The sequence below is a fragment of the Blautia sp. HCP28S3_G10 genome (genome assembly GCF_052065235.1).
Lineage (GTDB): Bacteria > Bacillota > Clostridia > Lachnospirales > Lachnospiraceae > Blautia_A.
In genome coordinates this window covers 1-24379 of the sequence record NZ_JBQHUL010000035.1, presented here as the reverse complement: position 1 = coordinate 24379, position 24379 = coordinate 1, and the positions used below count along the sequence as shown (strand labels likewise).

At 41.0% G+C, this 24379-nt stretch carries 39 protein-coding genes; 6 read left to right on the top strand and 33 right to left on the bottom strand.

Annotated elements, in window-relative coordinates; translation table 11 throughout:
* Positions 1-9: 9 nt before the first annotated feature.
* The 28 genes from ACTNB8_RS13095 to ACTNB8_RS12960 form a co-directional block, all read right to left on the bottom strand.
* On the bottom strand, positions 10-759 hold the full coding sequence (locus ACTNB8_RS13095; protein WP_441055386.1) for a DUF4428 domain-containing protein: 750 nt from the start codon (positions 757-759) through the stop codon (positions 10-12).
* Positions 760-805: 46 nt separating this feature from the next.
* A complete protein-coding gene (locus ACTNB8_RS13090; protein ID WP_441055384.1) occupies positions 806-1654 on the bottom strand; it encodes a lipocalin family protein in 849 nt (282 codons plus the stop codon).
* Between the two features lie 226 nt (positions 1655-1880).
* Positions 1881-2099: a translation initiation factor IF-1 gene (infA, locus tag ACTNB8_RS13085; RefSeq protein ID WP_005428560.1), complete on the bottom strand. Its 219-nt coding sequence runs from the start codon at positions 2097-2099 to the stop codon at positions 1881-1883.
* Between the two features lie 97 nt (positions 2100-2196).
* Positions 2197-2952 (bottom strand): type I methionyl aminopeptidase, encoded by a 756-nt coding sequence (gene map / locus ACTNB8_RS13080; RefSeq protein ID WP_441055382.1) that lies wholly within the window; start codon positions 2950-2952, stop codon positions 2197-2199.
* Positions 2953-2954: 2 nt separating this feature from the next.
* Positions 2955-3599 (bottom strand): adenylate kinase, encoded by a 645-nt coding sequence (locus ACTNB8_RS13075; protein WP_441055380.1) that lies wholly within the window; start codon positions 3597-3599, stop codon positions 2955-2957.
* Between the two features lie 152 nt (positions 3600-3751).
* On the bottom strand, positions 3752-5068 hold the full coding sequence (gene secY, locus ACTNB8_RS13070; protein WP_441055379.1) for a preprotein translocase subunit SecY: 1317 nt from the start codon (positions 5066-5068) through the stop codon (positions 3752-3754).
* Complete coding sequence (rplO, locus tag ACTNB8_RS13065; RefSeq protein ID WP_296157108.1) at positions 5068-5508, bottom strand: 50S ribosomal protein L15; 441 nt, start codon at positions 5506-5508, stop codon at positions 5068-5070. The genes secY and rplO overlap by 1 nt, the downstream gene beginning before the upstream one ends.
* A 40-nt stretch (positions 5509-5548) precedes the next feature.
* A complete protein-coding gene (gene rpmD, locus ACTNB8_RS13060; protein WP_295257831.1) occupies positions 5549-5731 on the bottom strand; it encodes a 50S ribosomal protein L30 in 183 nt (60 codons plus the stop codon).
* Positions 5732-5744: 13 nt separating this feature from the next.
* The gene (gene rpsE, locus ACTNB8_RS13055) at positions 5745-6254 is read right to left on the bottom strand and encodes a 30S ribosomal protein S5 (protein ID WP_441055376.1); all 510 of its coding nucleotides are present in this window, start codon (positions 6252-6254) and stop codon (positions 5745-5747) included.
* Between the two features lie 17 nt (positions 6255-6271).
* Positions 6272-6640, bottom strand: coding sequence for a 50S ribosomal protein L18 (rplR, locus tag ACTNB8_RS13050; protein WP_441055374.1), 369 nt, complete (start codon positions 6638-6640; stop codon positions 6272-6274).
* A gap of 17 nt (positions 6641-6657) precedes the next feature.
* A complete protein-coding gene (gene rplF, locus ACTNB8_RS13045; RefSeq protein ID WP_441055367.1) occupies positions 6658-7197 on the bottom strand; it encodes a 50S ribosomal protein L6 in 540 nt (179 codons plus the stop codon).
* Positions 7198-7415: 218 nt separating this feature from the next.
* Complete coding sequence (rpsH, locus tag ACTNB8_RS13040; protein WP_441055365.1) at positions 7416-7817, bottom strand: 30S ribosomal protein S8; 402 nt, start codon at positions 7815-7817, stop codon at positions 7416-7418.
* Between the two features lie 191 nt (positions 7818-8008).
* Complete coding sequence (locus tag ACTNB8_RS13035) at positions 8009-8194, bottom strand: type Z 30S ribosomal protein S14 (RefSeq protein ID WP_005424988.1); 186 nt, start codon at positions 8192-8194, stop codon at positions 8009-8011.
* A 14-nt stretch (positions 8195-8208) separates the two neighbouring features.
* Positions 8209-8748: a 50S ribosomal protein L5 gene (rplE, locus tag ACTNB8_RS13030; RefSeq protein WP_441055363.1), complete on the bottom strand. Its 540-nt coding sequence runs from the start codon at positions 8746-8748 to the stop codon at positions 8209-8211.
* Between the two features lie 21 nt (positions 8749-8769).
* Positions 8770-9081: a 50S ribosomal protein L24 gene (gene rplX / locus ACTNB8_RS13025; protein WP_441055361.1), complete on the bottom strand. Its 312-nt coding sequence runs from the start codon at positions 9079-9081 to the stop codon at positions 8770-8772.
* A gap of 11 nt (positions 9082-9092) precedes the next feature.
* The gene (rplN, locus tag ACTNB8_RS13020) at positions 9093-9461 is read right to left on the bottom strand and encodes a 50S ribosomal protein L14 (protein ID WP_019162495.1); all 369 of its coding nucleotides are present in this window, start codon (positions 9459-9461) and stop codon (positions 9093-9095) included.
* A gap of 13 nt (positions 9462-9474) precedes the next feature.
* Positions 9475-9729 carry a 30S ribosomal protein S17 gene (gene rpsQ, locus ACTNB8_RS13015; protein ID WP_441055359.1) on the bottom strand — a complete coding sequence of 85 codons (255 nt, stop codon included), beginning with the start codon at positions 9727-9729 and terminating at the stop codon, positions 9475-9477.
* A gap of 21 nt (positions 9730-9750) precedes the next feature.
* Complete coding sequence (gene rpmC, locus ACTNB8_RS13010) at positions 9751-9960, bottom strand: 50S ribosomal protein L29 (RefSeq protein ID WP_022067328.1); 210 nt, start codon at positions 9958-9960, stop codon at positions 9751-9753.
* Positions 9950-10387, bottom strand: a complete 438-nt coding sequence (rplP, locus tag ACTNB8_RS13005; RefSeq protein WP_441055357.1) for a 50S ribosomal protein L16 — start codon at positions 10385-10387, stop codon at positions 9950-9952. The genes rpmC and rplP overlap by 11 nt, the downstream gene beginning before the upstream one ends.
* A complete protein-coding gene (rpsC, locus tag ACTNB8_RS13000; RefSeq protein ID WP_441055355.1) occupies positions 10387-11043 on the bottom strand; it encodes a 30S ribosomal protein S3 in 657 nt (218 codons plus the stop codon). Before rpsC ends, rplP begins: the two co-directional genes overlap by 1 nt.
* Positions 11044-11054: 11 nt before the next feature.
* Positions 11055-11444 (bottom strand): 50S ribosomal protein L22, encoded by a 390-nt coding sequence (gene rplV, locus ACTNB8_RS12995; protein WP_005424978.1) that lies wholly within the window; start codon positions 11442-11444, stop codon positions 11055-11057.
* Between the two features lie 95 nt (positions 11445-11539).
* A complete protein-coding gene (gene rpsS / locus ACTNB8_RS12990) occupies positions 11540-11821 on the bottom strand; it encodes a 30S ribosomal protein S19 (RefSeq protein ID WP_015542253.1) in 282 nt (93 codons plus the stop codon).
* A gap of 15 nt (positions 11822-11836) precedes the next feature.
* Entirely contained in the window at positions 11837-12682 is an 846-nt protein-coding gene (gene rplB / locus ACTNB8_RS12985) for a 50S ribosomal protein L2 (RefSeq protein ID WP_441055352.1), read from the bottom strand.
* A 65-nt stretch (positions 12683-12747) separates the two neighbouring features.
* Positions 12748-13047: a 50S ribosomal protein L23 gene (gene rplW, locus ACTNB8_RS12980; protein WP_296157564.1), complete on the bottom strand. Its 300-nt coding sequence runs from the start codon at positions 13045-13047 to the stop codon at positions 12748-12750.
* Entirely contained in the window at positions 13047-13667 is a 621-nt protein-coding gene (gene rplD / locus ACTNB8_RS12975; protein WP_296157565.1) for a 50S ribosomal protein L4, read from the bottom strand. Before rplD ends, rplW begins: the two co-directional genes overlap by 1 nt.
* A gap of 22 nt (positions 13668-13689) precedes the next feature.
* Entirely contained in the window at positions 13690-14322 is a 633-nt protein-coding gene (rplC, locus tag ACTNB8_RS12970) for a 50S ribosomal protein L3 (protein WP_441055350.1), read from the bottom strand.
* 86 nt (positions 14323-14408) lie between these two features.
* Entirely contained in the window at positions 14409-14726 is a 318-nt protein-coding gene (rpsJ, locus tag ACTNB8_RS12965; protein ID WP_161283914.1) for a 30S ribosomal protein S10, read from the bottom strand.
* A gap of 286 nt (positions 14727-15012) precedes the next feature.
* Entirely contained in the window at positions 15013-16098 is a 1086-nt protein-coding gene (locus ACTNB8_RS12960; protein ID WP_441055348.1) for a hypothetical protein, read from the bottom strand.
* Positions 16099-16240: 142 nt separating this feature from the next.
* Between ACTNB8_RS12960 and ACTNB8_RS12955 the strand changes: the two genes are divergently transcribed.
* The gene (locus tag ACTNB8_RS12955; protein ID WP_441055346.1) at positions 16241-17131 is read left to right on the top strand and encodes a phosphatase PAP2 family protein; all 891 of its coding nucleotides are present in this window, start codon (positions 16241-16243) and stop codon (positions 17129-17131) included.
* A 76-nt stretch (positions 17132-17207) separates the two neighbouring features.
* Here ACTNB8_RS12955 and ACTNB8_RS12950 read toward each other — a convergent pair whose 3' ends face one another.
* Genes ACTNB8_RS12950 through ACTNB8_RS12930 form a run of 5 tightly spaced genes read right to left on the bottom strand, consistent with a single transcriptional unit; the run spans position 17208 to position 20975 of the window.
* Positions 17208-17462, bottom strand: coding sequence for an HPr family phosphocarrier protein (locus ACTNB8_RS12950; RefSeq protein ID WP_441055344.1), 255 nt, complete (start codon positions 17460-17462; stop codon positions 17208-17210).
* Positions 17459-18406 carry a DNA-binding protein WhiA gene (gene whiA / locus ACTNB8_RS12945; protein WP_441055404.1) on the bottom strand — a complete coding sequence of 316 codons (948 nt, stop codon included), beginning with the start codon at positions 18404-18406 and terminating at the stop codon, positions 17459-17461. Before whiA ends, ACTNB8_RS12950 begins: the two co-directional genes overlap by 4 nt.
* 18 nt (positions 18407-18424) lie before the next feature.
* A complete protein-coding gene (gene rapZ, locus ACTNB8_RS12940; protein WP_441055342.1) occupies positions 18425-19303 on the bottom strand; it encodes an RNase adapter RapZ in 879 nt (292 codons plus the stop codon).
* Positions 19304-19305: 2 nt separating this feature from the next.
* Entirely contained in the window at positions 19306-20250 is a 945-nt protein-coding gene (gene murB, locus ACTNB8_RS12935) for a UDP-N-acetylmuramate dehydrogenase (protein WP_441055340.1), read from the bottom strand.
* Positions 20247-20975: a tRNA threonylcarbamoyladenosine dehydratase gene (locus ACTNB8_RS12930; protein ID WP_441055338.1), complete on the bottom strand. Its 729-nt coding sequence runs from the start codon at positions 20973-20975 to the stop codon at positions 20247-20249. Before ACTNB8_RS12930 ends, murB begins: the two co-directional genes overlap by 4 nt.
* Positions 20976-21175: 200 nt before the next feature.
* Here ACTNB8_RS12930 and ACTNB8_RS12925 point away from each other — a divergent pair, with 200 nt between their 5' ends.
* The 5 genes from ACTNB8_RS12925 (at position 21176) to ACTNB8_RS12905 (ending at position 24250) form a co-directional block, all read left to right on the top strand.
* Positions 21176-21592 (top strand): stage V sporulation protein AB, encoded by a 417-nt coding sequence (locus ACTNB8_RS12925; RefSeq protein ID WP_441055336.1) that lies wholly within the window; start codon positions 21176-21178, stop codon positions 21590-21592.
* A 77-nt stretch (positions 21593-21669) separates the two neighbouring features.
* A complete protein-coding gene (locus ACTNB8_RS12920; RefSeq protein ID WP_441055334.1) occupies positions 21670-22140 on the top strand; it encodes a SpoVA/SpoVAEb family sporulation membrane protein in 471 nt (156 codons plus the stop codon).
* Complete coding sequence (locus tag ACTNB8_RS12915; RefSeq protein ID WP_441055332.1) at positions 22137-23213, top strand: stage V sporulation protein AD; 1077 nt, start codon at positions 22137-22139, stop codon at positions 23211-23213. Before ACTNB8_RS12920 ends, ACTNB8_RS12915 begins: the two co-directional genes overlap by 4 nt.
* A gap of 48 nt (positions 23214-23261) precedes the next feature.
* On the top strand, positions 23262-23618 hold the full coding sequence (locus tag ACTNB8_RS12910) for a SpoVA/SpoVAEb family sporulation membrane protein (RefSeq protein WP_296157581.1): 357 nt from the start codon (positions 23262-23264) through the stop codon (positions 23616-23618).
* 20 nt (positions 23619-23638) lie between these two features.
* Entirely contained in the window at positions 23639-24250 is a 612-nt protein-coding gene (locus tag ACTNB8_RS12905; RefSeq protein WP_441055330.1) for a stage V sporulation protein AA, read from the top strand.
* The last annotated feature ends 129 nt before the right edge of the window (positions 24251-24379 follow it).

Sequence of the window (24379 nt, the reverse complement as noted above, 5' to 3'; positions counted from 1 at the left end):
TTTATCTTCTTATGGTTTCGGTGTTCCACAGTATTCACAGAAATGTCCTGTATTGGTGGCTCCGCAGCTGCATACCCATTTATCATCTGCCATCTGCCGTGACATATCTGGAGCAGTCGTTCCCTGCTGTGGATAACCCTGGTTTATCATATTGCCAGACGCAGGTGCCTGAACACCTGTAAGTGCTGATACAATCTGATTACCAAGCTGTTCATACTTCATTATTTTAGCATATTCATAGTCTTTTACAGAGAAGGTATTAAGCTGAAAATCCATATCGTCAAACCATGGTGTATTAACGCTCAGTTTTATCTTATAATCATAGGAATATGTGTACCTCGGTGGCACATAGGATCTGGTTTCACCGTCCTTATCAGTATATTCCTCTTCTTCACGGTCCTCATCAATCTCCATACGACAGGAGGTTATTGCTGACAGTGGTACTATATCCGGATTGTTCTGCTCACTCATATTAAATGCCACAGTAAACATTCTTTTATTATCATCAATGAATACATGATATCTGTCTGCGGAGAATTCACGAGTAACAATAAAACTACGTACAACATTTTTATTATCTTCTCTGTATGCCAGTTGTCTTTTGATATCTTCAACTGTACTGTGGCGTCTTTCTTCAAACCACGGGGATAGCTTTCTGGCGCAATTCTTGCACAGATTACCATTATCCAGCTTGCGGTTTCCTAAAAGCCCTATTTTTTCGCCACAGATATCACAGTATTTTTTGTCAAATAATCCCATTCCTGAAACCTCCTTCGGGCAGTTATACGAATCTTGTGAAATCTGATTATTCTACTTCTAATTTATCAAAAAATACTTTAATAGTCCAGTCCACTGATTCTTCACTGTCTTCTTCACTGTCTTCTGCATCTGCCTCCTCCAGACTGTCGGCTGTTGTGAAACATAGTTTACCGTCATCCTGAAGATATAATCTCATTGTTTCTGTACTGAACATGGAATAGTCTTCTGCGTCATCTTCCGTTTTTTCTTCTGTGTTTTCTTCTGTTGATTTTAAGACAAGTACATTTTTGTCCATTTCCCCTTCAAGTTCAGCTGTTGTTTCAGTTCCGTTTTCAATTGTTACAAGAGTCGCTTTACCTCCTGAAATGCTGAGATTCAATTGTATGTCAAAAAGAGTCCCCGTGGGTACCTGCATTCCAAAAGCAGACATCAGCGAACTGTTCCATTCGCCATCAAAATCTTCAAGTTTGGTATCTTCGAGTACTTTTCCAGGTTCATAAGGCACATATTCTTCTTTTTCCTGTCCAAGAGTCATTGTCATCCCATCCAGATTAATTGATATAGACCCATCTGAATAAACACCTTCAAGGACTTCGTCATCAGAAGTTATAACAATGTTATCTCCGTCAATCTTCCACTCAAACTCGTCCACATCCGGTTCCGACTCCTCAGAAGTAGTTGTGACTTCGCCTTTGCCGTCTTCCCTGATCTCCATTGTCATCTCCATCATGATCGCACCTGGGTGAAATACATTTAAACCGTCTATGGTAAGACTGTTAGCATACCATGTGCCAACTACATCCTTGTCGTCCAATGCATAGACATTTACACTGACCACACCTGCCATCATAACGCCCAGTACAACGGCCGCCCAGACTTTCATTTTTTTACTCATAAAAACATCTCCCTTCTCTTCTTTATATTTTTCCGCATCTTCCTTTCATATTTCTTATTATACCGGATATTTTTATTTTTTCACTGTCACTTCTGACAGTAACTGTATTTCGCATCCTCGCGGAGCGTTTTTTGCTTTATTGGAACTTTACGGAGTAATTTCCTATAACGTAAAAAAAGAACCAGAGGCTCAATACGAATCTCCGGTTCTTTTCGTTTTAATCTACTTACTTATCTCTCCAGATAATTCGACCTTTAGAAAGGTCATATGGAGACAGTTCAATTGTTACTTTATCTCCTGGAAGAATACGGATAAAGTTCATACGCAGCTTACCGCTGATATGTGCCAGAACAACATGTTTGTTTTCAAGCTCAACTTTAAACATAGCATTCGGCAGCTTTTCCAGTACAGTACCTTCCACTTCAATTACATCTGCTTTAGACATTCTAAACCTCCTGTGTCATTATTATAAATATTTACATCCATATACAGCAAGCCGGCAAGGCTTCTGAACAGTTAGTGTTACTGACGCCAGTAACATTTTAGATAGTAAGAGTCAGAATTTCCGGCTCTCCGTCTGTAATAAGAATTGTATTTTCATAATGTGCAGAAAGAGATCCATCCATTGTTACTACTGTCCATTCATCATCTTCCCATGCAACATCTGCACGTCCAAGATTGATCATTGGCTCAATTGCAAGTGTCATACCTGGCATTAATTTGATTCCTCTTCTTTTCTGAGGAAAATTAGGAATCTGCGGATCCTCATGAAGATGGGTTCCAATACCATGACCTACCAGATCACGGACAATACCATAATTAAATTTTGCAGCATAAGCTCCGATAGCTTTGGAAACATCATTCAGATGATTTCCCGCTTTTGCATATTTAATACCTTCAAAAAAGCTCTGCTTTGTCACTTCCATCAGCTGTTTTGCTTCAGGAGAAACTTCCCCTACTGCATAGGTACGGGCAGCATCCGAATGATAACCCTTATAGATCAGTCCTGCATCAATTTTAACAAGATCACCTTCCTGAATGATTTTGTCTCTGGATGGAATTCCATGAACAACTTCATCATTCAAACTGATACAGAAAGATGCAGGGAAACCCTGATAATTTAAAAAGTTAGGAGTACAGCCCATAGAGCGGATCATATCTTCACCGATCTTATCAAGTTCTTTTGTGCTGATTCCTGGTCTGATATGAGATGCAAGCTCATTATGAACTTTTTCAAGTAAGTGACCTGCATGTCTCATAAGCTCGATTTCATGTTCTGACTTAATTGAAACTGACATTTTTATTCTCCCAAGATTTCGACGATTTCCTGGAATACTTCATCCAGAGTACGGGTACCGTCTACCGTCTTTAATACACCCTGCTTTGTATAGTAGTCAATTAACGGCTGTGTCTGTTCATGATATACAGTAAGACGTTTGGAAACTGTTTCCGGTTTGTCATCATCACGAAGAACAAGATTTTCTCCACATGTATCGCAGATTCCTTCTTTTTTAGGTGCAGCATATACAATATGATATGTTGCACCGCATTTCAGGCAAGCTCTTCTGCCTGACATACGATTTACGATATTTTCATCCGGAACATCAACATCAATCGCATAATCAATTTTGCTTCCAAGTTTATTAAGTGCTTCTGTCAGGCATTCTGCCTGAGGAATTGTTCTCGGGAAACCATCCAGTACATAACCGTTCTTTGCATCATCCTGCTGAATTCTGTCTACTACAAGATCACAGGTAAGTTCATCTGGTACCAAAAGCCCCTGATCCATATATGTTTTTGCCTTTTTTCCCAGTTCCGTACCGTTTTTAATATTTGCACGGAAAATGTCTCCTGTGGAGATATGTGGAATTCCATATTTCTCGGCAATTTTTTTTGCCTGAGTTCCTTTTCCTGCTCCTGGTGCACCCAACATGATAATTCTCATAAAAATACCCTCCTTTTATTCTATGCCCTTCAACAAAGAAAAAAGGTCCGGTAAAACCTTTTATCCTCTATACTAAGGCATAAGGTTGTGATGTAATACACCACAACCTTTATTGTACAGTGTGCTGCATCTACAGTCAATAATACAACTCACTAATCGTTCAAAAAGCCTTTGTAATTGCGGACAAGCAACTGGGATTCAATCTGTTTCAGTGTTTCAAGTACAACACCAACCACGATGATGATAGATGTTCCACCGAAAGAAACATTTGCTCCGAATACTCCGTTAAAGAAAAACGGAATAACAGCTACGATAATAAGGCCTACCGCACCTATAAAAATAATATAACTGAGCATTTTTGTCAGATAATCTGATGTAGCTTTACCTGGACGGATACCTGGAATAAAGCCACCCTGCTTCTTGATATTGTCAGCAACTTCCAACGGATTAAATGTAATGGAAGTATAGAAATATGCAAAGAATACACACAAAACCATATACAGAACAAGACCCCAGCTGTACTGGATCTGTTTAGGGCTACACCAGTTACTTGATGACAGACCTCTCAGAATCTCGCTGCCGATTCCGGTTCCATTGCTTTTTCCTGCAAACTGGGCAATAATACCCGGGAATGACATGATAGAAGAAGCAAAGATAATCGGGATAACACCAGCAGTATTTACTTTAAGCGGAATGTTTGTGGACTGACCGCCCATCATTTTCCTTCCGACCATCTTTTTGGAATACTGTACCGGAATTCTTCTTTCCGCTCCGTTAAGTATAAGGACAAATACCACAACAACCAAAATGATAGCACAGATAATAAGACCTGCAAGCATACCTTTTGCAATGGTTTTTCCCTTAATAAAGTTTTCGTAAAGTGTACCCATATCACTTGGTATTCTTGAAACGATATTAACAGTAAGTACTATTGAAATACCATTTCCAACACCTTTTTCCGTGATACGTTCACCAATCCACATCAGCATGGCTGAACCGGCTGTCAGGCTGGCAACAACTACAATACCCTTAAGTACACTCATGTCTGCAATGATGTTTCCACGTGCAAATCCAATGGTCATTGCGATTGACTCAAAAAGAGCCAGACCAACTGTCACATAACGGGTAATGGCTGTCATTTTCTTCCTACCCTCTTCACCATCTCTGTGCATTTCCTCCAGAGCAGGAATTGCAATTGTAAGAAGCTGAATAATGATGGAAGATGTGATGTACGGTGTAATGTTCAGTGCAAATATTGACATACTCTCAAAAGAGCCGCCGGTGAATGCATCAAAGAAGTTGAATGCATCACCGGTATTGCTCTGAAACCACTGTTTGAATACATCACTGTCAACGCCCGGAATAGGCATCTGTGAACCGATACGGATGACGAGAATCATCCATAAGAGATAAAGAAATTTACGTCTCATCTCTTTTACTCTAAAAAAGTTTTTAAGAGTCTCAAACATTAGATCACCTCTACTGTACCACCCGCAGCTTCGATTTTGGCTTTTGCTGTTTCACTTACAGCATTTACTTTAACGTTAAGTTTTTTGGTAAGCTCACCGTTTCCAAGGATTTTAACGCCGTCGCCAGCTTTGGAAATTGCGCAGCTGTCCAGTAAAGCTTCAACTGTAACGTCTGTTCCGTCTTCAAAACGGTTCAGAACATCAACGTTGATTGCAATGATTTCTTTAGAATTTCTGTTTTTGAAGCCTCTCTTAGGAAGACGTCTGTATAAAGGCATCTGTCCACCTTCAAATCCCGGTTTTTTGTGTCCGGAACGAGCTAACTGTCCTTTGTGTCCTTTTCCGGCTGTTTTACCGTTTCCGGATCCATGTCCACGGCCTCTTCTGAAATTATCACTATGTTTGGAACCATCTGCTGGTCTTAAATTTGATAAATCCATCTTTGGCACCTCCTTTTATTATTCAATCTCTGGATATTTCTTATGCTTCTTCTACTTTTACAAGATGCTGAATCTGCTGAATCATTCCTCTTGTAGCAGCATTGTCAGGCATTTCAACTGTTTTATGCATTTTTGTAAGTCCCATAGCTGCTACTGTTTTTTTATGTTTCGGAACAGCACCGATAGGAGACTTAACAAGTGTAACCTTTAATGTGTTTGCCATTATTTTGTCCTCCTTATGCCAGAATCTCTTCTACAGATTTTCCGCGAAGTTTTGCAACTTCTTCCGGAGTTTTCAGTTTGCTTAATCCTTCAATAGTAGCCAGAACTACGTTCTGTTTATTTCTGGATCCCATACATTTTGTACGGATGTTTTTGATTCCTGCAAGTTCGATAACCGCACGAGCCGGACCACCAGCGATAACACCAGTACCTTCCGGAGCACGTTTCAGAAGCATTTCTGCACTTCCGAATTTACCTACATAGTCATGAGTAATGGAACCATTTTCATCTCTTGCAACTGTAACCAGTTTTTTCATGGCATCTTCTTTTCCTTTGCGGATAGCTTCCGGAATTTCAGCTGCCTTTCCTAAACCTGCACCAACATGTCCGTTGCCGTCACCTACAACAACTAAAGCTGTGAAACGGAAGTTACGGCCACCTTTAACAACCTTGGTAACACGTTTGATTGACACTACTTTATCTTCTAATTCTAACTGACTAGCATCAATAAGATTATGTTTCATGTGTCTTTTCCTCCCTTTTAGAATTTCAGTCCAGCTTCTCTTGCTGCGTCTGCCAGTGCCTTAATTTTACCATGATAGAGATATCCACCTCTGTCAAATACAACACTTTCGATACCAGCTGCAACTGCTTTCTTTCCGATTACAGTTCCAACATAAGCTGCTGCTTTTACATCATCAGTATTTTCAAGTTCTGCTTTTACATCTTTCTGAAGAGTAGAAGCTGATACTAAAGTTTTTCCTATGCTGTCATCGATGATCTGTGCATAGATGTTCTTGTTTGAACGGAATACAGCAAGTCTTGGTGTTGTTGCTGTTCCATTAAGATGATGACGGATTCTTCTATGTTTATTTTCACGAATTTCCGCTCTGGATGCTTTCTTAATCATATTCTCACTCTCCTTATTTATTTCTTACCGGTCTTACCAACTTTACGTCTGATTACTTCGTCAGCATACTTGATACCTTTGCCCTTATATGGCTCAGGTCTTCTCTTATCTCTGATCTCAGCTGCATACTGTCCAACTTTTTCCTTGCTGATACCGGAAACGATAATTTTGTTTCCATCAACTTTGGATTCAAGTCCTTCAGGATCTTCCATCTCTACCGGGTGAGAATATCCAAGGGAAAGAACAAGTTTCTTGCCCTGTTTCTGTGCTCTATAACCTACACCGTTAACTTCAAGCTCTTTAGTATAACCTTCGCTTACACCGATAACCATGTTATGGATAAGGCTTCTTGTTAAACCGTGTAATGCTTTCATTTTCTTAAGATCGTTTGGTCTGGTTACTACTACATGACCATCTTCAACCTTGATTGTCATTTCTGTAGGAAGTGCTCTTTCGAGTGTTCCTTTTGGTCCTTTTACTGTTACTACATTTCCTGCAGCAACACTTACATCAACGCCTGCCGGAATAGCAACCGGAAGTCTGCCGATACGTGACATAATTTTGTCCTCCTTACTTAAATTGTCGGAAGGAATAATTCCTTCTGTTTTCAGTTTGCATTGAACACTTAACAAGTGTTCCCTTCATCTATCAAAGTATCTTCTCTCAACTAAACTCAACCGGCAGCTACGCCACCAGTCTCGTTAAGGTTCGAGAAGGACCTCGCACTAAATTTACTCTGCACACAAGTGCTTGAGTTCATTAAATTGCTTTCGGCCTACCATACAAATGCAAGTACTTCTCCACCAACCTGAAGTTTACGAGCTTCCTTGTCAGTGATAACACCTTTATTTGTGGAAAGGATTGCAATACCAAGTCCACCAAGAACTTTCGGAAGTTCATCTTTACCAGCGTAAATACGAAGACCTGGTTTGGAGATTCTCTTAAGTCCTGTAATAATCTTGTCATTCTTTGTCTCACCATATTTCAGTGTGATATGAAGAGTTTTGAATGCGCCTTCTTCTACTAAATCATATTTTGCAATATATCCTTCATCAACAAGAATGTTTGCAATAGCGATTTTCATCTTAGATGCCGGAACATCTACTGTGTCATGTTTTGCAGTATTTGCGTTACGGATTCTTGTAAGCATATCTGCGATCGGATCTGTCATTGTCATGTTAGTTTCCTCCTTAATTTTCAGACTTTACATGTCGATTATAATTGATTGATAATTTATTTAAAGAAGTGGTATCTTCCCTCAACTAAACTCAGCTATCACTTTTGCTCAGCTTCGTTAAGGTTCGGGAAGGACCTCGCACTAAATTCACTCTACGCACAAGTGCCTGAGTTCATTAAGTTGCTTTCGGCCTACCAGCTAGCTTTTTTAACACCCGGGATCTGACCTTTGTAAGCCAGTTCACGGAAGCAGATACGGCAGATACCGTATTTTCTCAGGTATGCATGTGGACGTCCACAGATTCTGCAGCGGCTGTATTCTCTTGTGGAGAATTTCTGTTTGCGCTGCTGTTTGATTTTCATTGCTGTTTTAGCCATTCGAATTCTCCTCCTTATTTAGCAAAAGGCATATTGAACTGTGTTAAAAGTTCACGTGCTTCTTCGTCAGTATTTGCTGTTGTAACGAAGATGATATCCATACCTCTTACTTTATCTACTTTATCGTACTCAACTTCCGGGAAGATAAGCTGTTCTTTAATTCCCAGTGCGTAGTTTCCTCTGCCATCGAATGCATTCGGGTTAACGCCACGGAAGTCACGAACACGAGGAAGAGCCAGGTTGATAAGACGATCAGCAAACTCATACATCTTTTCACCTCTTAAGGTTACTTTACAACCGATCGGCATACCCTCTCTGATTTTGAAGTTAGCCACAGATTTTTTAGCTTTTGTAGCGATTGCTTTCTGGCCTGTGATCAGTTCCATATCAGCGATTGCTGCATCAAGAAGCTTTGCGTTTTCTTTGGCTTCACCAACACCCATGTTAATTACGATTTTATCGAGTTTTGGCACTTCCATAACATTTTTATATCCAAATTTTTTGGTCATGTTATCCATGATCTCATTTTTGTAAAGTTCTTTTAATCTACTCACTTGTCATGCCTCCTCTCTCAATTAATCGATAACTTTACCTGTTGCTTTTGCAACACGTACTTTTTTGTCTCCATCCATCTGGAATCCAACTCTTGTTGCTTTTCCGTCTACAACGAGCATTACGTTGGAGATATGAAGAGCAGCTTCTTTTGTTGTAATTCCGCCAGCCTGGTTTGCAGCTGATGGTTTGCTGTGCTTGGTCACCATGTTGACATTTTCAACGATTACGGTGTTGTCTTTTACGTTAACGGCAAGAACTTTTCCTTCTTTGCCTTTATCTTTTCCAGCGATTACTTTAACAGTGTCGCCTTTTTTAATTTTCATAGCTGACATTAGGCACCCTCCTATAATACTTCCGGAGCTAAGGAAACGATCTTCATGAATTTCTTTTCACGAAGTTCTCTGGCAACTGGTCCAAAGATACGTGTTCCTCTCGGAGTTAAATCGTCTTTAATGATAACGGCTGCATTTTCATCGAAACGGATATAGGATCCATCTTTACGACGAGCGCCTTTTTTGGTACGAACAACAACAGCTTTTACTACGTCACCTTTTTTAACAACGCCGCCTGGTGTTGCATCTTTAACAGTAGCAACAATAGTATCACCGATGTTAGCATATCTTCTTGTAGAGCCACCCATAACACGAATACAAAGGATTTCTTTTGCACCAGTGTTGTCGGCAACTTTCAGTCTTGTTTCCTGCTGAATCATACTGGTTTCCTCCTTATTTCACTTTCTCTACAATTTCAACCAGTCTCCATCTTTTGTCCTTGGACAGCGGTCTGGTTTCCATAACTTTAACGGTATCACCGATATTGCACTCATTTTTTTCATCATGAGCTTTCAGTTTATATGTTCTCTTTACGATCTTTTTGTAAAGAGGATGTTTTACATGGTCTTCAATTGCAACAACAATGGTCTTGTCCATTTTATTGCTGACAACTTTACCCACACGGGTCTTTCTCAGATTTCTTTCCACGATTATTTCCTCCTATATTCACTATTTCGCAGCGTTAGCCTGCTCAGTGATTACTGTCTGGATTCTGGCAATATTTTTGCGAACCTCTTTGATTCTGCTTGTATTGTCCAACTGATTGGTTGCATTCTGAAATCTCAGATTGAAAAGTTCTTTTTTAGCAGCTACTAATTCTTCGTTTAATTCTGCAGCTGATTTTGCTTTTAAATCTTCTACGAATTTATTAATTTTCACTGTTATCACCGCCTTCTAAGTCTGCACGAGAAACGATTTTACATTTACATGGTAACTTGTGCATTGCAAGACGTAATGCTTCACGAGCGATTTCTTCTGAAACGCCTGCGATTTCGAACATTACACGTCCTGGCTTAACAACTGCTACCCAGTATTCCAGGGCACCTTTTCCGGAACCCATACGTGTTTCTGCTGGTTTCGCTGTTACTGGTTTATCCGGGAAAATCTTAATCCAAACCTGTCCACCACGTTTGATATAACGAGTCATAGCAACACGGGCTGCCTCGATCTGATTAGATCTGATCCAGCAAGGTTCGGTAGCAACAAGACCGTATTCACCATAATTGATTTTATTACCTCTGAGGGCTTTACCTCTCATGGAGCCACGGAACTGTTTACGACGTTTTACTCTTTTTGGCATTAACATTATTTATCGCTCCCTTCCTTAGTTCCTTTAGTAGGAAGTACTTCACCGTTGTATACCCAAGCTTTTACACCAACTTTTCCGTAAGTTGTGTCAGCTTCTGCAAATCCATAATCAATGTCAGCACGAAGTGTCTGAAGCGGAATAGTTCCTTCGCTGTAGAACTCTGTACGAGCCATATCAGCTCCGCCAAGACGTCCGGAAACAGATGTTTTGATTCCTTTTGCTCCTGCCTTCATAGTTCTCTGCATTGTAGATTTCATAGCACGTCTGAAGGAGATACGGTTTTCAAGCTGCAGAGCAATGTTTTCAGCAACAAGCTGTGCATCTCTGTCCGGTCTCTTAACTTCTTTGATATCTACGATGACTTTTTTGTCTGTAAATTTCTGAAGTTCAACTTTAACTTTTTCAATCTCAGAACCGCCTTTACCGATTACGATACCTGGTTTAGCAGTGTAGATGATGATTTTAACACGATCAGATGCTCTTTCGATTTCAATCTTGGAAACACCTGCGCTGTAAAGTTTTTTCTTTAAAAATGTTCTGATATTGTAGTCTTCTACAAGATAGTCTGCAAAATCAGCTTCTGCATACCATCTGGAATCCCAATCCTTGATAACACCGACTCTAAGGCCATGTGGGTTAACTTTCTGTCCCATGCTTTTCCTCCTTATCTTTCATCCAGCACGATGGTGATATGGCTTGTTCTCTTTTCGATTCTGTAAGCTCTACCCTGTGCTCTTGGCTGAATACGTTTCATTGTAGGTCCTTTGTTTGCATAGCACGCTGCAACGTAGAGGTTATCTGCGCTCATTCCGTTATTGTTTTCTGCGTTTGCGATTGCTGACTCAAGCAGCTTCTTCAGAACGCTGGAAGCGTATCTTGGATTGTATGTCAGGATACCAAGTGCTGTCTGCACATCTTTGCCACGGATTGCATCTAATACATAGCAGGCTTTCTGAACAGAAATTCTTGCATAAGATAATTTTGCAGACGGTCTTGTCTCTCTATTACTCTCATTTCTGGCTCTCTTAATCTGGCTTCTATGTCCCTTTGCCATTTTTAAGTGCCTCCTTTCGATTTATTCAATATCTGGAATCCGCCATGCTGTCCCTTAGGGACAACAGGCAGTTAATTTTGATTTAATGATTAATTCTAGCGAACGCCGGATTTCTTTTCGTCTTTTCCGTGTCCTCTGTAAGTTCTTGTTGCTACAAACTCACCAAGTTTGTGTCCTACCATGTCCTCTGTGATATATACCGGCACATGTTTTCTTCCGTCATGAACAGCGATTGTATGTCCTACGAAAGACGGGAAGATTGTGGAGCGGCGAGACCATGTTTTGATCACGGATTTATCATTTGCAGCATTCAGAGCATCAACCTTTTTAAGCAGGCTTGCGTCTGCGAAAGGTCCTTTTTTCAATGAACGAGACATTCTGTACCCTCCTTATTATTTGGATAAAGCTTTTCCATCGCGTCTTCTTACGATGAGCTTGTTGGACTGTTTGTTCTTCTTTCTGGTCTTCAGACCAAGAGCAGGTTTGCCCCAAGGTGTACACGGGCCAGGACGACCGATACCAGTCTTTCCTTCACCACCACCATGCGGATGGTCATTCGGGTTCATTACGGAACCACGAACTGTAGGTCTGATACCCATGTGACGTTTACGTCCAGCTTTACCAATGTTGATAAGGTTATGGTCACCATTTCCAACAACGCCGATAGAAGCACGGCAGTTAAGCGGAACCATTCTCATTTCACCAGAAGGTAATCTCAGTGTTGCATATTTTCCTTCTTTAGCCATAAGCTGAGCACCGTTTCCTGCGGAACGAACCATCTGTCCGCCTTTTCCAGGATGAAGCTCAATGTTATGAACCATAGTACCAACCGGGATCATTTCCAGTGGCAGGCAGTTACCTACACGGATTTCAGCTTCCGGTCCGTTCATTACTTTCTGTCCGACTTTAAGTCCTTCAGGAGCAAGGATGTATGCTTTTTCACCATCTTCATAGCAGATCAGAGCGATGTTTGCTGTTCTGTTCGGATCATACTCGATGCTCTTTACAGTTGCATGAATTCCATCTTTTCTTCTCTTGAAGTCGATGATTCTGTATTTTCTTCTGCTTCCGCCTCCGCGGTGTCTTACAGTGATTTTACCCTGATTGTTACGACCAGAGTTCTTCTTCAGAGATACAACCAGTGATTTTTCTGGAGCGTTTGTAGTAATCTCAGAGAAATCAGATCCAGTCATATGTCTTCTGGAAGGTGTATATGGGTTATAGGTTTTGATTCCCATGATGTTTCTCCTTTCGAATATTAGTTATCATGCTTTCCAGCATATATCTTACAGAAAGCCTGGAATTATAATCCTTCGAAGATTTCGATATCTTTGCTTTCTTCTGTCAGAGCTACGATAGCCTTTTTGGTTTTTGCTGTTTTACCAACAACTGCGCCACGGCGTTTCTTTTTACCGTCCATGTTCATGGTGTTTACGCTCTTAACTTTTGTTCCTTCGAACATTTTCTCAACAGCTTCTTTGATCTGTGATTTGTTTGCTTCCGGATGTACCAGGAATGTGTATTTTTTCTCACCCATAGCGTTCATGGATTTTTCAGTGATGACTGGTTTCAGGATCACGTCATAATATTTAATGTTTGCCATTATGCATACACCTCCTCAATGGATGCTACTGCATCTTTGGTAACCACTACTGTGTTATGTTTCATAACATCATATACATTCATAGTGCTTACTGTTGCAGTCTGTACATCTGCGATGTTTCTTGCAGAAAGAACAACATTTTTATCATCTGCTGCTGTAATAACAAGAGCTTTGTCAGCTTTCAGGTTTGTAAGAACCTTCTGCATTTCTTTTGTCTTAACTTCTGCAAGTGCAAGGCTGTCTACAACAACCAGTTTATTGTCCTGAACTTTAGATGTCAGAGCTGAAGCGAGAGCTGCTCTTCTTTCTTTTTTGTTCATTTTTACTTCATAATCTCTCGGTACCGGTGCAAATACAACACCGCCGCCTGTCCACTGTGGTGCACGGATGGAACCCTGTCTTGCATGACCTGTTCCTTTCTGTCTCCACGGTTTTCTTCCGCCGCCGCTTACTTCAGAACGTGTTTTTGCTTTCTGAGTACCCTGGCGTTTATTTGCAAGCTGACGAACAACAGCAAGGTGAACAAGATGTTCATTGATCTCCACGCCGAACACTGCATCGTTCAGTTCCATTGTTCCAACTTCATTGCCTTCCATATTATAAACTGTTACGTTTGCCATTCTGATGCTCCTCCTTTCTCAATTATAAAGACTTAACTGTCTCTTTGATTGTCACCATAGATTTTTTAGGACCTGGAACAGCACCTTTAACTAACAGAAGATTGTTCTCTGCATCTACGCGAACGATCTCAAGATTCTGAACAGTAACCTGTACATTTCCCATGTGACCCGGCATGTGTTTTCCTTTGAATACTTTACTCGGATCGGAGCAAGCACCATTGGAACCAGCATGACGATGATATTTGGAGCCGTGAGCCATAGGTCCTCTGGACTGTCCGTGTCTCTTAATAGCACCCTGGAAGCCTTTACCTTTGGAAACTGCTGTTGCATCAATGTGCTCACCTGCTGTAAACACATCAACTTTGATTTCCTGACCTACTTCATACTCACCTGCGTTTTCGAATCTGAATTCTTTAACAAATCTTTTTGCAGAAACGCCTGCTTTTTCAAAGTGTCCTTTTTCCGGTTTGTTCACCAGTTTTTCTCTGATGTCGCCGTATCCCACCTGAACTGCTGTATATCCGTCGTTTTCTTCAGTTTTAACCTGAGTAACTACGCACGGACCAGCCTGTAAAACGGTCACCGGGATCAGAAGACCGTCTTCGTTGAAGATCTGAGTCATTCCGACTTTAGTAGCTAAGATAGCTTTCTTCATTCTTTCTTCCTCCTTATAGCGGATTACCATTCGGCAATCATATAGTTATTTTGAAATATCCTTGCGGATACCAAAAAACAAATTAATTATTTGTTTTTCATTTTGATATCAATGTGAACACCTGCCGGCATTTCCAGTCTTGACAGAGCGTCAACTGTTTTCTGAGTTGGTGTCATGATATCGATCAGTCTCTTATGAGTTCTCTGTTCGAACTGTTCTCTGGAATCTTTGTATTTGTGAACAGCTCTTAAGATTGTAACAACTTCCTTCTTTGTCGGAAGCGGAACCGGTCCGCTAACAGTTGCTCCATTCTTTTTAACAGTGTCGATGATTTTTGCTGCAGATGCATCTACTAACTGATGATCATAAGCTTTTAAAGTGATTCTCATTACCTGATTTGCCATAAAAAAAGTCTCCTCCTATTCGTACTCAATTATGCAGTACGACAAGCGGCGACTGTACACATCTCCGTGTGTGTCTTTCGACTTCTTTACACACGTCCATCCCGTTGATGGTTTCTGAACTTGTACAGTGACTTGTCGTCAGTTTCCTAACTTGACATTCGCTCCACGGAAAACCTGTCTTTAGACAGCAACCTCGCGCTTCATAGCTATCATGTCACAGCAGATATTAGTATACACAAAGCCCCTGCATAATGCAAGGGCTTTTTTGTTTTTTTTTAGATACAATTTATTCTTCTGTTTCTTCGTCTCCACCGATGATATCTGAATAATCAAACAGTGTCACCTTTGTAATGGAATCTCTTACAATATCAGGAGTATCCCCTGCTTTTCTCGCTTTGTCAGCAAGCTGTGAAGCAGAATATCTCGGGATAGCCAGTTTTTTAATCTCAACCGGTTTTTCCTGAATCTCAGGCTCCTCTTCCGATTCTTCAATATCCGGAATTTCTTCTGTAACATCTGCCAGTTTTTCCTGTACCGATGTAGCCGGCGCCGAACTTTCATCTGCTGTTGCTGCTGCAATTTCTTTTTTCAGAAGTTCATGTGCTTCGGAAGTTGCAACCTGCACACTTTCGCCTGACTGGTTCTCTTCTGATGTTTCCGGTTCTTCATCCAGGTCGTCTTCATATATTTCATCCACAAAACCACCTGTACGGATTTTTTTACGGTTTTTCTTTTCTTCTTTACGAGCTTTCCTTTTGCGCTCTTTTTCGCCATTAAGGAGTTCTCTGTCCTCCTCTTTCATTCTTTTTGCACGTGCCTTTTCTTCCGCTTTAAGTTCCTTTGCAGTCTTAACACGTCCGCGTCCGCCTTCTGCATCTTCATATTCATAATCCTCTTCAGGATCTTTCTTGCAAAGTTCTGCAATTACATAGAGAATGATAAGGAAAAGAATTGCAAGTCCGAGAACGATCATCCCTTCTGTGCTTTCTGTTGCCACCAGAAGGTAGGCAAGAAACGGAAGCGTGATCACCACTTTCGGAACCCAGTTTTTAATCGAAACGTTAATAGATTCCTGTGCAGATGCATCCGGATCTATTACAACTCCTGTACTGTTTCCTTTATCTATGCTGACAATATTATATCGATAAGACTGAGAGTCCTTTTTTACAAGAATCGGTGCTCCTGCATTTATTTCATCTGTCTTTACCGGAATAGCATAAGTCACAGATCCAAACGGCAGGTTTGTTGCCTTCTCCGAAGAATCCACGATCACTGTTTCGATCCCAAAAAATGGCGGCAACGCCAGACCAAGCACACAGGCGATCGTACAGATTATTACAAAATGTACAATAAATTTAAGAAATTTCGACATTGTTTCTCCCTCGCTTTGGTTTACATATATTTATTCTTTTGTGTTCACTAAGTGTATCCATTATACCTTGTTTTTTGGCTACGGTCAACTTATAATATCCTTATGAATATCCCCATATTATTATAGAAAGGATTGTTGTTCTATGGATTTTCTTCGATTTCTGGCACAGCATCGCAGTGCAGGGTGTGATATATTTTTTCAGGGCATTACATATCTGGCCCAGGAAATATTTGTAATCGCTGTAATCTGCTGGTTTTACTGGTGTCGCAGCAAAAAGCTCGCCTACTGCCTCGGACTTTCTTATTTCAGTTCAGGGTTTCTTGTACAGGGTCTGAAAATCACTTTTCGAATTCCACGCCCCTGGATACTTGAAGTTTCTTTTCAGGCTGTTCCATCTGCGCTGCCTGATGCAACCGGTTATTCTTTTCCCAGCGGTCATACACAGAGTATCACAGCTCTTTTTGGAACCGGGATTTTGTATTGTCACCGGAAATTATATAAATTTTTCTGCGGTGCCATTATAGCCCTGGTTATGTTCTCAAGAATGTATCTTGGCTGTCATACACCAAAAGATGTACTGGTATCTTTCATCATTTCACTCATCTGTGTTCTTCTGAATTACTACTTTATATATAGAAGTAATTGTAGCACCAGAAAAGAGTTCCGTCTTACGCTTATCATGATCATCGCCTGTATTTTTCTTACATCTTACGCTGTAATTCTCAACAACAGCGGTATTATAGATGTCAGTTATGCACGCGACTGTATCAAAGCCTCTGGAGCAGGTTTAGCTTTCTCTCTAGGTTATTATATAGAAGCAAAACACATTAATTTCCGTCTTCCTGTTTCCACTGGTAAAGCCCTTATCCGTTTCATATCCGGTCTTCTGGTCGCTCTTTTTATCCAGGTTGGTCTAAAGCCGGTTATCGGACAATCACTTATCGCATCTTTTGTACGATATTTTATTGTTGTTCTGTGGATTGTACTTATATACCCGGCAATCTTCAATCATTTTTCTTCGCATTCAGAATAAACAAAAAAGCATTGCATCGGAACTGGTCTTCTTTCCTGCAATGCTTTTAATTTACTTTTATATTTTTTATAACAGTTTACTGATTGCTCAAATATTTTTCAATACTTGTCATAGCAGCTTCTTCATCTTCACCGTTAGCAGAAAGAATAATCTGCTCTCCTGAGTCAAGTCCTAAAGTCATCATCCCCATAATGCTCTTTGCATTCACTTTTTTTTGTCCAATCTCAACATAAATCTCACTGTTAAACTGGCTTGCTACCTGCACCAGCTGAGCAACCGGACGAGCCTCAAGACCTGTTGACAGTTGAATAGTGATTGGCTTTTTAATCATAATAAATCCTCCTTGTTCATCCGTAGTTCATCTGCTATTTCGCTTAATTTTCTCAGGCGATGATTAACACCCGATTTTCCAACCTGCGGATTTAACATAATACCTAATTCTTTTAGTGTTGCCTCCGGATACTGCAATCTCAGTTCTGCGATTTCTGCCAAACCCTCGCTCAGATTGTGAAAGCCTGTGGTACTCTCAATCAATCTTATGTCTTCAATCTGCTTCACTGCTGCATTAACCGTTTTATTTATATTCGCTGTTTCACAATTCACCTTTCGGTTTACAGAATTGCGCATTTCCTTAAGAATCCGGATATTTTCCAGATTCATCAGCGCAACATTTGCTTCCATAATTGCCAGCATATCCACAATCTGCGCCCCCTCTTTCACATAGACCACATGTGATTTTTTACGCAGAACAATTTTGGCGTCAATCTGAAAACTGCGAATAAGTTCCTGAAGCTGTACAGCTTTTCTTTCATCTCCGGTTACAATCTCAAAATGATACCCTTTCTCAGGATCACTGATCGAACCCGCTGCCAGAAAAGCTCCCCGGATAAACGCCCGCTTACAACAGCTCTGCTGCATGATTAGCCCATTTCCGGCATAAAGCGTCTCCCCGTCTGATTCATCCGTAGAAAGTTTCGTTGCCTGAAGCACAGTCTCAACCTGCACCGGATCTGTTATTTCCACAAAATAAACATTTCCTTTTTTCATTTGACGACTTTCCCGAACGGATATTTCTGTATCTATATTATATGTTTTTTTAAGTAATGTAAAGTATTTTCTTATGACAACCTGATTTTCTGTCTGAAATTTCAGTCTGCCATCTGAGGTCAGTCTGCCACATGCACTGAGCAAAGCTGCAATTTCTGCTATTTTGCAGTGTCTTGCCATACTGATCTGCCTGGAAAGTTCTTCTTTCACCATCCCCGAAAAAGACAATTCCATTCTCCTGTTCTTTTATTTTTTTAACAGAGCATCTTTACCAATGTCCCGGTGTTCCAGTCTGACTCCATACTCTCTGGACTCCACAAGTTTATTATAAAGAACTCTTGCAAGAGTCACAGACCGGTGTTTTCCTCCCGTACAGCCCACAGCAATAACAAGGCTGGTTTTTCCCTCTCTTGCATAATTTGGAATCAAAAATTCCACCATGTCTACAAGACGCGTTGCAAAATCTCTGGCAACCTGATTATCCATAACATAATCGAAGACGCCGTCATCCATTCCTGTGAGCGGCCGGAGTTCATCTACATAATATGGATTAGGAAGAAATCTCACATCAAACACAAGATCTGCATCTTCCGGTATTCCGTATTTAAATCCAAAAGAGAGTACGGAAATAACCATATTGCAGAACCTTCCATTATCTACAAAAATATTGTCCAGTTCTTTTTTCAGTTCCCTTGTAAGCAGATGTGTGGTGTCAATAATGTAATCTGCCCTTTCCTTCAGAAATTCCATTTTCTGACGTTCCAGTCTGATTCCATCGTCCACTCTTCCTCTCATAGCAAGCGGATGACTTCTTCTTGATTCTTTGTATCTTTTGACAAGAACTCTGTCTTCTGCATCCAGAAAAAGAATTTCAAATTTCTGTCCTTCTGATTCAACTCGGTCCAGCACCTCTGCCAGCTCTTCCAGTGCCCTGCCGCTCCTGGCATCAATCCCTATTGCCGCATTCTGGATATCCTCTTCCTGCGAGCCGGACATCAACGAGACAAATTTTCTCACAAGTGGTATTGGCAGGTTATCCACACAAAAATATCCATCATCTTCCAGCATCTTCAATGCCGTTGATTTCCCGGCACCCGACAATCCTGTTACAATTACCAGCCGCATTTTTATCTCCTGTCAAATTCACCCAGAAACTTAACTTCCGGTTCTAATGTAACTCCGAATTTTTCTCTTACGACTTCTGTGACATGATTCATCAGTTCACATACATCTGACGCTGTAGCTCCGCCTTTATTGATAACAAATCCACAATGTTTTTCCGAAACCATTGCACCTCCGACTGTATATCCGCGAAGTCCGCTATCCATAATGAGCTTACCTGCAAAATAACCTTCCGGTCTCTTGAATGTACTGCCTGCGCTCGGATATTCAAGCGGTTGTTTTTCGGAACGTTTTTCATTAAGTTCTCTGGTACGGTTCAGTATTGCCTCTCCGTCTCCCTCTTCAAGAGAAACAACAGCACTTAAAACAAGATATCCAGCAGTTTTGATGATACTGGTACGATATCCCATCTCAAGTTCATCTGCCGGGATAATACGAATTTCTCCATCTCTGTCCATAACTGTTACTTCTTTCAGGACATCTTTCAGTTCGCCACCATAAGCTCCGGCATTCATTACAACAGCTCCTCCAAGCGTTCCCGGAATGCCGCCGGCAAACTCAAATCCTGTCAGAGAAGCTTTTCGCGCTGCCGATGCTATAGAAGAAAGAAGTGCTCCTGCTGCCGCATGAATTTCTGTTCCTTCCACAGTTACCTGACCTATATTTCGATCCATCTGAATAATCACACCACGATATCCCTGATCACTGACCAGAAGATTGCTTCCGTTCCCAAGAACGAACCAGTCAAGGTCTTCTTCTCTGCAGATTCTAACTGCAGTTTTTACCTGTTCTATTGTTTTCGGCATTACAAAAACCTCTGCAGGTCCTCCAATGCGAAAAGTTGTATGTCGTTTCATAGGTTCTTCAAAAAGGACCTGTTCTTCTCCTAATTCGCGGCAAAATTTCTGTTTTATATCTTCATTCACAGATTTTGTCCCTCTATCTTTCATTTATTTTTGTTTTTCTCCTTAAGGATATCTCTGACTACTTCTCCGGCAATCAGAAGTCCTGCCACACTTGGAACAAAAGAAATACTTCCCAAAATCCTGTTCTCAGCCTGTGTGCGGCAGTTTCGCAGTTCTAACGCTTTGTTTGTTCTTTCTCTGGAAAAAAGGACTTTAACTTTCTTAATTCCCTGTTTCTTCAGTTCTCTTCGAATGCTTTTTGCCATGGCGTCAGAATTCACTCTTGAGATATCTGCAATTTCAAATCTGGAAGGATTTATCTTGTTTTTTGTATCCATGCATGATATCACAGGCGTCCTGACCAGTGTTGCATTCCTGATCAGCAGAATCTTGGATTGCACGGTATCTGTTGCATCTACTATATAATCATATGATTTCAGGTCAAACATACCTGCTGTAACTTCATTATAAAAAGTTTCGTAAGTATGAACCAGAATATTATCATCAATATCCCGTATGCGCTCTTTTGCAATCTGTACTTTCTTTTTACCTACGGTTGACTGAAGGGCATACAGCTGTCTGTTGATATTGGTAAGCGATACTGTATCATAATCTACAAGTGTCAGACTTCCCACTCCGCAGCGTGCAAGTGCTTCTACCGCATATGATCCTGCTCCCCCCAAACCAAAAACAGCAATTTTTGCACTGCTCAGACAGTTTACTCCGTTCTGTCCAAGTAATATTTCCATACGGGAATATGCGTCATACATACGCAAACCTCCTCATGCTAGTTCTTAACTTATTCAATCATTTGTTACTGTTCACTTTGTTTACAGCACCATTATTTTAATTATACTATCCACGGCTCAAAAAGTACAGGATTTCATACTTTTTTTAGATTTGGCGTATTTTTTTGTGTAATTATCACATACTGGATATATGCATCGCTTTATTAAAGGAGAACTCATTTATGTGGCAGCTGATTTTTTTCATATTTTTCGGACTGTGTTCCGGCATTGTCATTGCCGGTGGCGTTGCAGGTCTGATGATCGGTCTCTCTATTGTCCCAAGATACGCAGGCATCACGCACACAGCCAGATTTATACTTTTATATGAAGATATGACACTTGCCGGTATTTTTCTTGGAAACCTGTTTTATCTTTTTCAGTTTCATATTCCCGGTCAGCAGATGAGCCTGATCCTCTACGGTCTTTTCTCTGGGATCTTCCTTGGCGGATGGATACTTGCACTGGCTGAAATTGCGGATGTTTTCCCGGTTTTTTTCAGACGGATAAAACTCGCCGAAGGATTTCTACCTGTGATCATTTCCATTTCTCTTGGAAAATGTCTGGGATCTTTATTCTTTTATTATTTTTGTCAACAGTAAGCACTATTATATGCAAAAAAATTGTAAAAGTCAAAAGAAACCTTTAATTCTCTGTTTTCGAAAGGTAGGTTGATTTTATGTCTTCCAGTATTCCATCTGCAAAAGCAGACAAGTACGAAAAATATGTCAAAAGCATTACACCCGTACACAGCCTTCCCATGAATATGCTGAAAGCCTTTTTTACCGGAGGGGCTTTCTGTCTTCTGGGACAGATAATTCTTAATACTGCCCAGAATATGGGAGCTGACAGAGAAAGCGCCGGAAACTGGTGTTCTCTTCTTCTCATATTGTTGAGCGTGATCCTTACAGGGCTGAATCTTTATTCACGGATTGGCAAATTCGGCGGTGCAGGAAGCCTTGTTCCAATCACCGGTTTTGCCAATTCCGTAGCAGCTTCCGCGATAGAATTCAAAGCCGAAGGACAGGTTTTCGGTATCGGCTGCAAAATTTTCACCATTGCCGGTCCTGTTATTCTTTACGGTATCATGAGTTCCTGGATCCTTGGTCTGATTTACTATATTCTGAAATCGCTGGAGGTACTCTCATGAAAGAAAATCTTCAAAAAGGAAGTGCAAGCATCGCATTTTCACACCCTGTTTATTTCAGGAGTGCCGCCTCTGTTGTAGGCGAAAAAGAGGGGGAAGGACCCCTTAAAGACTACTTTGATGTTATTTCCGATGATCCCATGTTCGGTACGAATACCTGGGAAGCAGCAGAAAGCACCATGCAGCAGCAGGCTGCCTCTCTTGCAGTCACAAAAGCAGGATTAAAAACTTCCGATATCCGTATGGTTTTTGCAGGTGATCTTCTTGCCCAGACTGTCGCTTCCTCTTTCGGAATTGCAGAACTTGGAATTCCTTTTTATGGACTTTATGGTGCCTGCTCAACCATGGGCGAGTCCCTTTCTCTTGGTTCTATGGCTGTCGCTGCAGGTTATGGCAAAAATATCCTCTGCGCAACCTCCAGTCATTTCGCAACTGCCGAAAAAGAATTCCGTTTTCCTCTCGGATACGGAAATCAACGCCCTCTGTCTGCAACCTGGACAGTTACCGGAAGTGCAGCCTGCATCATCAGTTCCTCTCCTCCACGTAGAAAAACCACTCCCAAAAGTGAGCCTCTTTTGCAGGATAAAAGCTGTGCCGCAATCACAGGTCTTACTACCGGAAGAGTCGTTGATTTTGGATTTCGTGATTCCCTGAATATGGGCGGTTGTATGGCCCCCGCTGCATGTGATACTATCTATCAGCATTTTAATGACTTTAACCGCACCCCTTCCGACTACGATGCGATCATCACTGGTGATCTTGGAAATGTTGGCAAACAGATTCTTCTTGATCTTCTTGCAAAAAAAAATGTAGATATTACTTTGCAGCATCAGGATTGTGGTCTTCTGATTTATGACAATGAAACTCAGGACACCCACTCCGGTGGAAGCGGCTGTGGCTGCGCTGCCTCTGTTCTTGCCAGTTATCTTCTCCCCCGCATTGTTTCCGGAGGATGGAAAAAAATTCTTTTTGTACCGACAGGCGCCATGCTCTCCAAAGTCAGCTTCAATGAAGGCGAACCTGTTCCGGGAATTGCACATGCTCTTGTTATTGAGCAGATTGTTCTTTCAGAATAATTTTTCCTGATTTCTGTATTTTGATATTTTAAAAAGGAGATCTGAACTATGGATTATTTTCGTGCTTTTATAATTGGTGGTCTGATCTGCGCACTGGTGCAGATCCTGCTCGACAGAACCAAACTTCTTCCCGGCAGAGTCATGGTTCTTCTGGTATGTTCCGGTGTCCTGCTAAGTGCTCTTGGCATTTATCAGCCTTTCAGTGAATTTGCAGGTGCCGGAGCTACCGTTCCTCTTCTAGGATTCGGTCAGGTTCTGTGGAAAGGAATGCAAAAAGCGATCGACCAGGATGGTTTTCTCGGCCTCTTTACAGGTGGATTCACAGCCTGTGCTACCGGTGTTTCTGCTGCGCTTATCTTTTCCTATATAGCCAGTTTCATTTTCAGACCCAAAATGAAAAAGTGATTTTTCAGAAAGGAGTAATTATGTCTGATACTCTTTATGTGCAACTTGACAGTAATATTCTGATACACCGGCCGCATGTTTATCTTCAGGATATTGCCAGGCTTTCCTGCAGCAATTCCAGCATACTGAACCGGCTCAGAGTCATGCCTGTCATCAATTTTGACCCTCAAAAGCCCGGCAGATACGTTATGTCTTCTATGGATCTTGTAGAAATGATCCAGAAAAAAGAGCCTTCTCTTACTGTCACGCCCCTCGGACAAACAAACTTTATTCTCACTTATCAGGCTGCCGCATCTGAAACCTCTGTATTTCAGATCATAAAAATCATATTTGTATGCCTTATTACTTTTTTTGGTTCAGCATTTTCAATTATGACGTTTAATGCCGACGTAAATGTTCCGGGACTTTTTTCCCATATCTATCAACAGGTTACAGGAACTCCTTCTGGCGGATTTACCATTCTCGAAATCTCTTATTCTGTTGGTCTGGGTGCTGGTGTACTGTTTTTCTTTAATCATTTCAGTCGAAAAAAACTGACAGCTGATCCAACCCCCATGCAGATCCAGATGCGAAAATATGAAGATGATGTAAACACTACAATCACCGAAGATATTAACCGAAAGCAGTCATAAATATGTTACTGTTCACTCCCAATGTCATTTACTTAAGGAAAATGTACTGTAAATAGTCTTGATAAATATTGGATGCTGGTATACTTAACGCTTTTTCAGACAGTCATAATGCGATATGTGCAAAAATCT

Bases quoted from the DNA above. Each gene is read 5' to 3' on its own strand.
- rapZ (WP_441055342.1), bottom strand. From the start codon at position 19,303: ATGCGGCTGGTAATTGTAACAGGATTGTCGGGTGCCGGGAAATCAACG.
- rplR (WP_441055374.1), bottom strand. From the start codon at position 6,640: ATGATTAAGAAAGCATCCAGAGCGGAAATTCGTGAAAATAAACATAGA.
- rpsJ (WP_161283914.1), bottom strand. From the start codon at position 14,726: ATGGCAAATCAGGTAATGAGAATCACTTTAAAAGCTTATGATCATCAG.
- secY (WP_441055379.1), bottom strand. From the start codon at position 5,068: ATGTTTGAGACTCTTAAAAACTTTTTTAGAGTAAAAGAGATGAGACGT.
- rpsS (WP_015542253.1), bottom strand. From the start codon at position 11,821: ATGTCTCGTTCATTGAAAAAAGGACCTTTCGCAGACGCAAGCCTGCTT.
- ACTNB8_RS12955 (WP_441055346.1), top strand. From the start codon at position 16,241: ATGGATTTTCTTCGATTTCTGGCACAGCATCGCAGTGCAGGGTGTGAT.
- ACTNB8_RS13075 (WP_441055380.1), bottom strand. From the start codon at position 3,599: ATGAGAATTATCATGTTGGGTGCACCAGGAGCAGGAAAAGGAACTCAG.
- ACTNB8_RS12960 (WP_441055348.1), bottom strand. From the start codon at position 16,098: ATGTCGAAATTTCTTAAATTTATTGTACATTTTGTAATAATCTGTACG.
- rplW (WP_296157564.1), bottom strand. From the start codon at position 13,047: ATGGCAAACATTAAATATTATGACGTGATCCTGAAACCAGTCATCACT.
- rplO (WP_296157108.1), bottom strand. From the start codon at position 5,508: ATGGATTTATCAAATTTAAGACCAGCAGATGGTTCCAAACATAGTGAT.
- rplX (WP_441055361.1), bottom strand. From the start codon at position 9,081: ATGTCAGCTATGAAAATTAAAAAAGGCGACACTGTTAAAGTAATCGCT.
- ACTNB8_RS13095 (WP_441055386.1), bottom strand. From the start codon at position 759: ATGGGATTATTTGACAAAAAATACTGTGATATCTGTGGCGAAAAAATA.
- ACTNB8_RS13090 (WP_441055384.1), bottom strand. From the start codon at position 1,654: ATGAGTAAAAAAATGAAAGTCTGGGCGGCCGTTGTACTGGGCGTTATG.
- rplP (WP_441055357.1), bottom strand. From the start codon at position 10,387: ATGTTAATGCCAAAAAGAGTAAAACGTCGTAAACAGTTCCGTGGCTCC.
- rpsH (WP_441055365.1), bottom strand. From the start codon at position 7,817: ATGACAATGACAGATCCGATCGCAGATATGCTTACAAGAATCCGTAAC.
- rplD (WP_296157565.1), bottom strand. From the start codon at position 13,667: ATGGCAAACGTAACAGTTTATAATATGGAAGGCAATGAAGTTGGAACA.
- ACTNB8_RS12910 (WP_296157581.1), top strand. From the start codon at position 23,262: ATGGATTATTTTCGTGCTTTTATAATTGGTGGTCTGATCTGCGCACTG.
- ACTNB8_RS12905 (WP_441055330.1), top strand. From the start codon at position 23,639: ATGTCTGATACTCTTTATGTGCAACTTGACAGTAATATTCTGATACAC.
- infA (WP_005428560.1), bottom strand. From the start codon at position 2,099: ATGTCTAAAGCAGATGTAATTGAAGTGGAAGGTACTGTACTGGAAAAG.
- rpmD (WP_295257831.1), bottom strand. From the start codon at position 5,731: ATGGCAAACACATTAAAGGTTACACTTGTTAAGTCTCCTATCGGTGCT.
- rplC (WP_441055350.1), bottom strand. From the start codon at position 14,322: ATGAAGAAAGCTATCTTAGCTACTAAAGTCGGAATGACTCAGATCTTC.
- rpsE (WP_441055376.1), bottom strand. From the start codon at position 6,254: ATGAAACATAATCTTATTGATGCTAGTCAGTTAGAATTAGAAGATAAA.
- rplV (WP_005424978.1), bottom strand. From the start codon at position 11,444: ATGGCAAAGGGACATAGAAGCCAGATTAAGAGAGCCAGAAATGAGAGT.
- rpsC (WP_441055355.1), bottom strand. From the start codon at position 11,043: ATGGGACAGAAAGTTAACCCACATGGCCTTAGAGTCGGTGTTATCAAG.
- ACTNB8_RS12920 (WP_441055334.1), top strand. From the start codon at position 21,670: ATGTCTTCCAGTATTCCATCTGCAAAAGCAGACAAGTACGAAAAATAT.
- murB (WP_441055340.1), bottom strand. From the start codon at position 20,250: ATGAAAGATAGAGGGACAAAATCTGTGAATGAAGATATAAAACAGAAA.
- rplN (WP_019162495.1), bottom strand. From the start codon at position 9,461: ATGATTCAGCAGGAAACAAGACTGAAAGTTGCCGACAACACTGGTGCA.
- ACTNB8_RS12950 (WP_441055344.1), bottom strand. From the start codon at position 17,462: ATGATTAAAAAGCCAATCACTATTCAACTGTCAACAGGTCTTGAGGCT.
- ACTNB8_RS13035 (WP_005424988.1), bottom strand. From the start codon at position 8,194: ATGGCTAAAACAGCAATGAAAATCAAACAGCAGCGCAAACAGAAATTC.
- ACTNB8_RS12915 (WP_441055332.1), top strand. From the start codon at position 22,137: ATGAAAGAAAATCTTCAAAAAGGAAGTGCAAGCATCGCATTTTCACAC.
- rplB (WP_441055352.1), bottom strand. From the start codon at position 12,682: ATGGGAATCAAAACCTATAACCCATATACACCTTCCAGAAGACATATG.
- map (WP_441055382.1), bottom strand. From the start codon at position 2,952: ATGTCAGTTTCAATTAAGTCAGAACATGAAATCGAGCTTATGAGACAT.
- ACTNB8_RS12925 (WP_441055336.1), top strand. From the start codon at position 21,176: ATGTGGCAGCTGATTTTTTTCATATTTTTCGGACTGTGTTCCGGCATT.
- rplF (WP_441055367.1), bottom strand. From the start codon at position 7,197: ATGTCACGTATCGGCAGACTTCCGGTTGCTATTCCGGCAGGCGTTGAT.
- ACTNB8_RS12930 (WP_441055338.1), bottom strand. From the start codon at position 20,975: ATGTATGACGCATATTCCCGTATGGAAATATTACTTGGACAGAACGGA.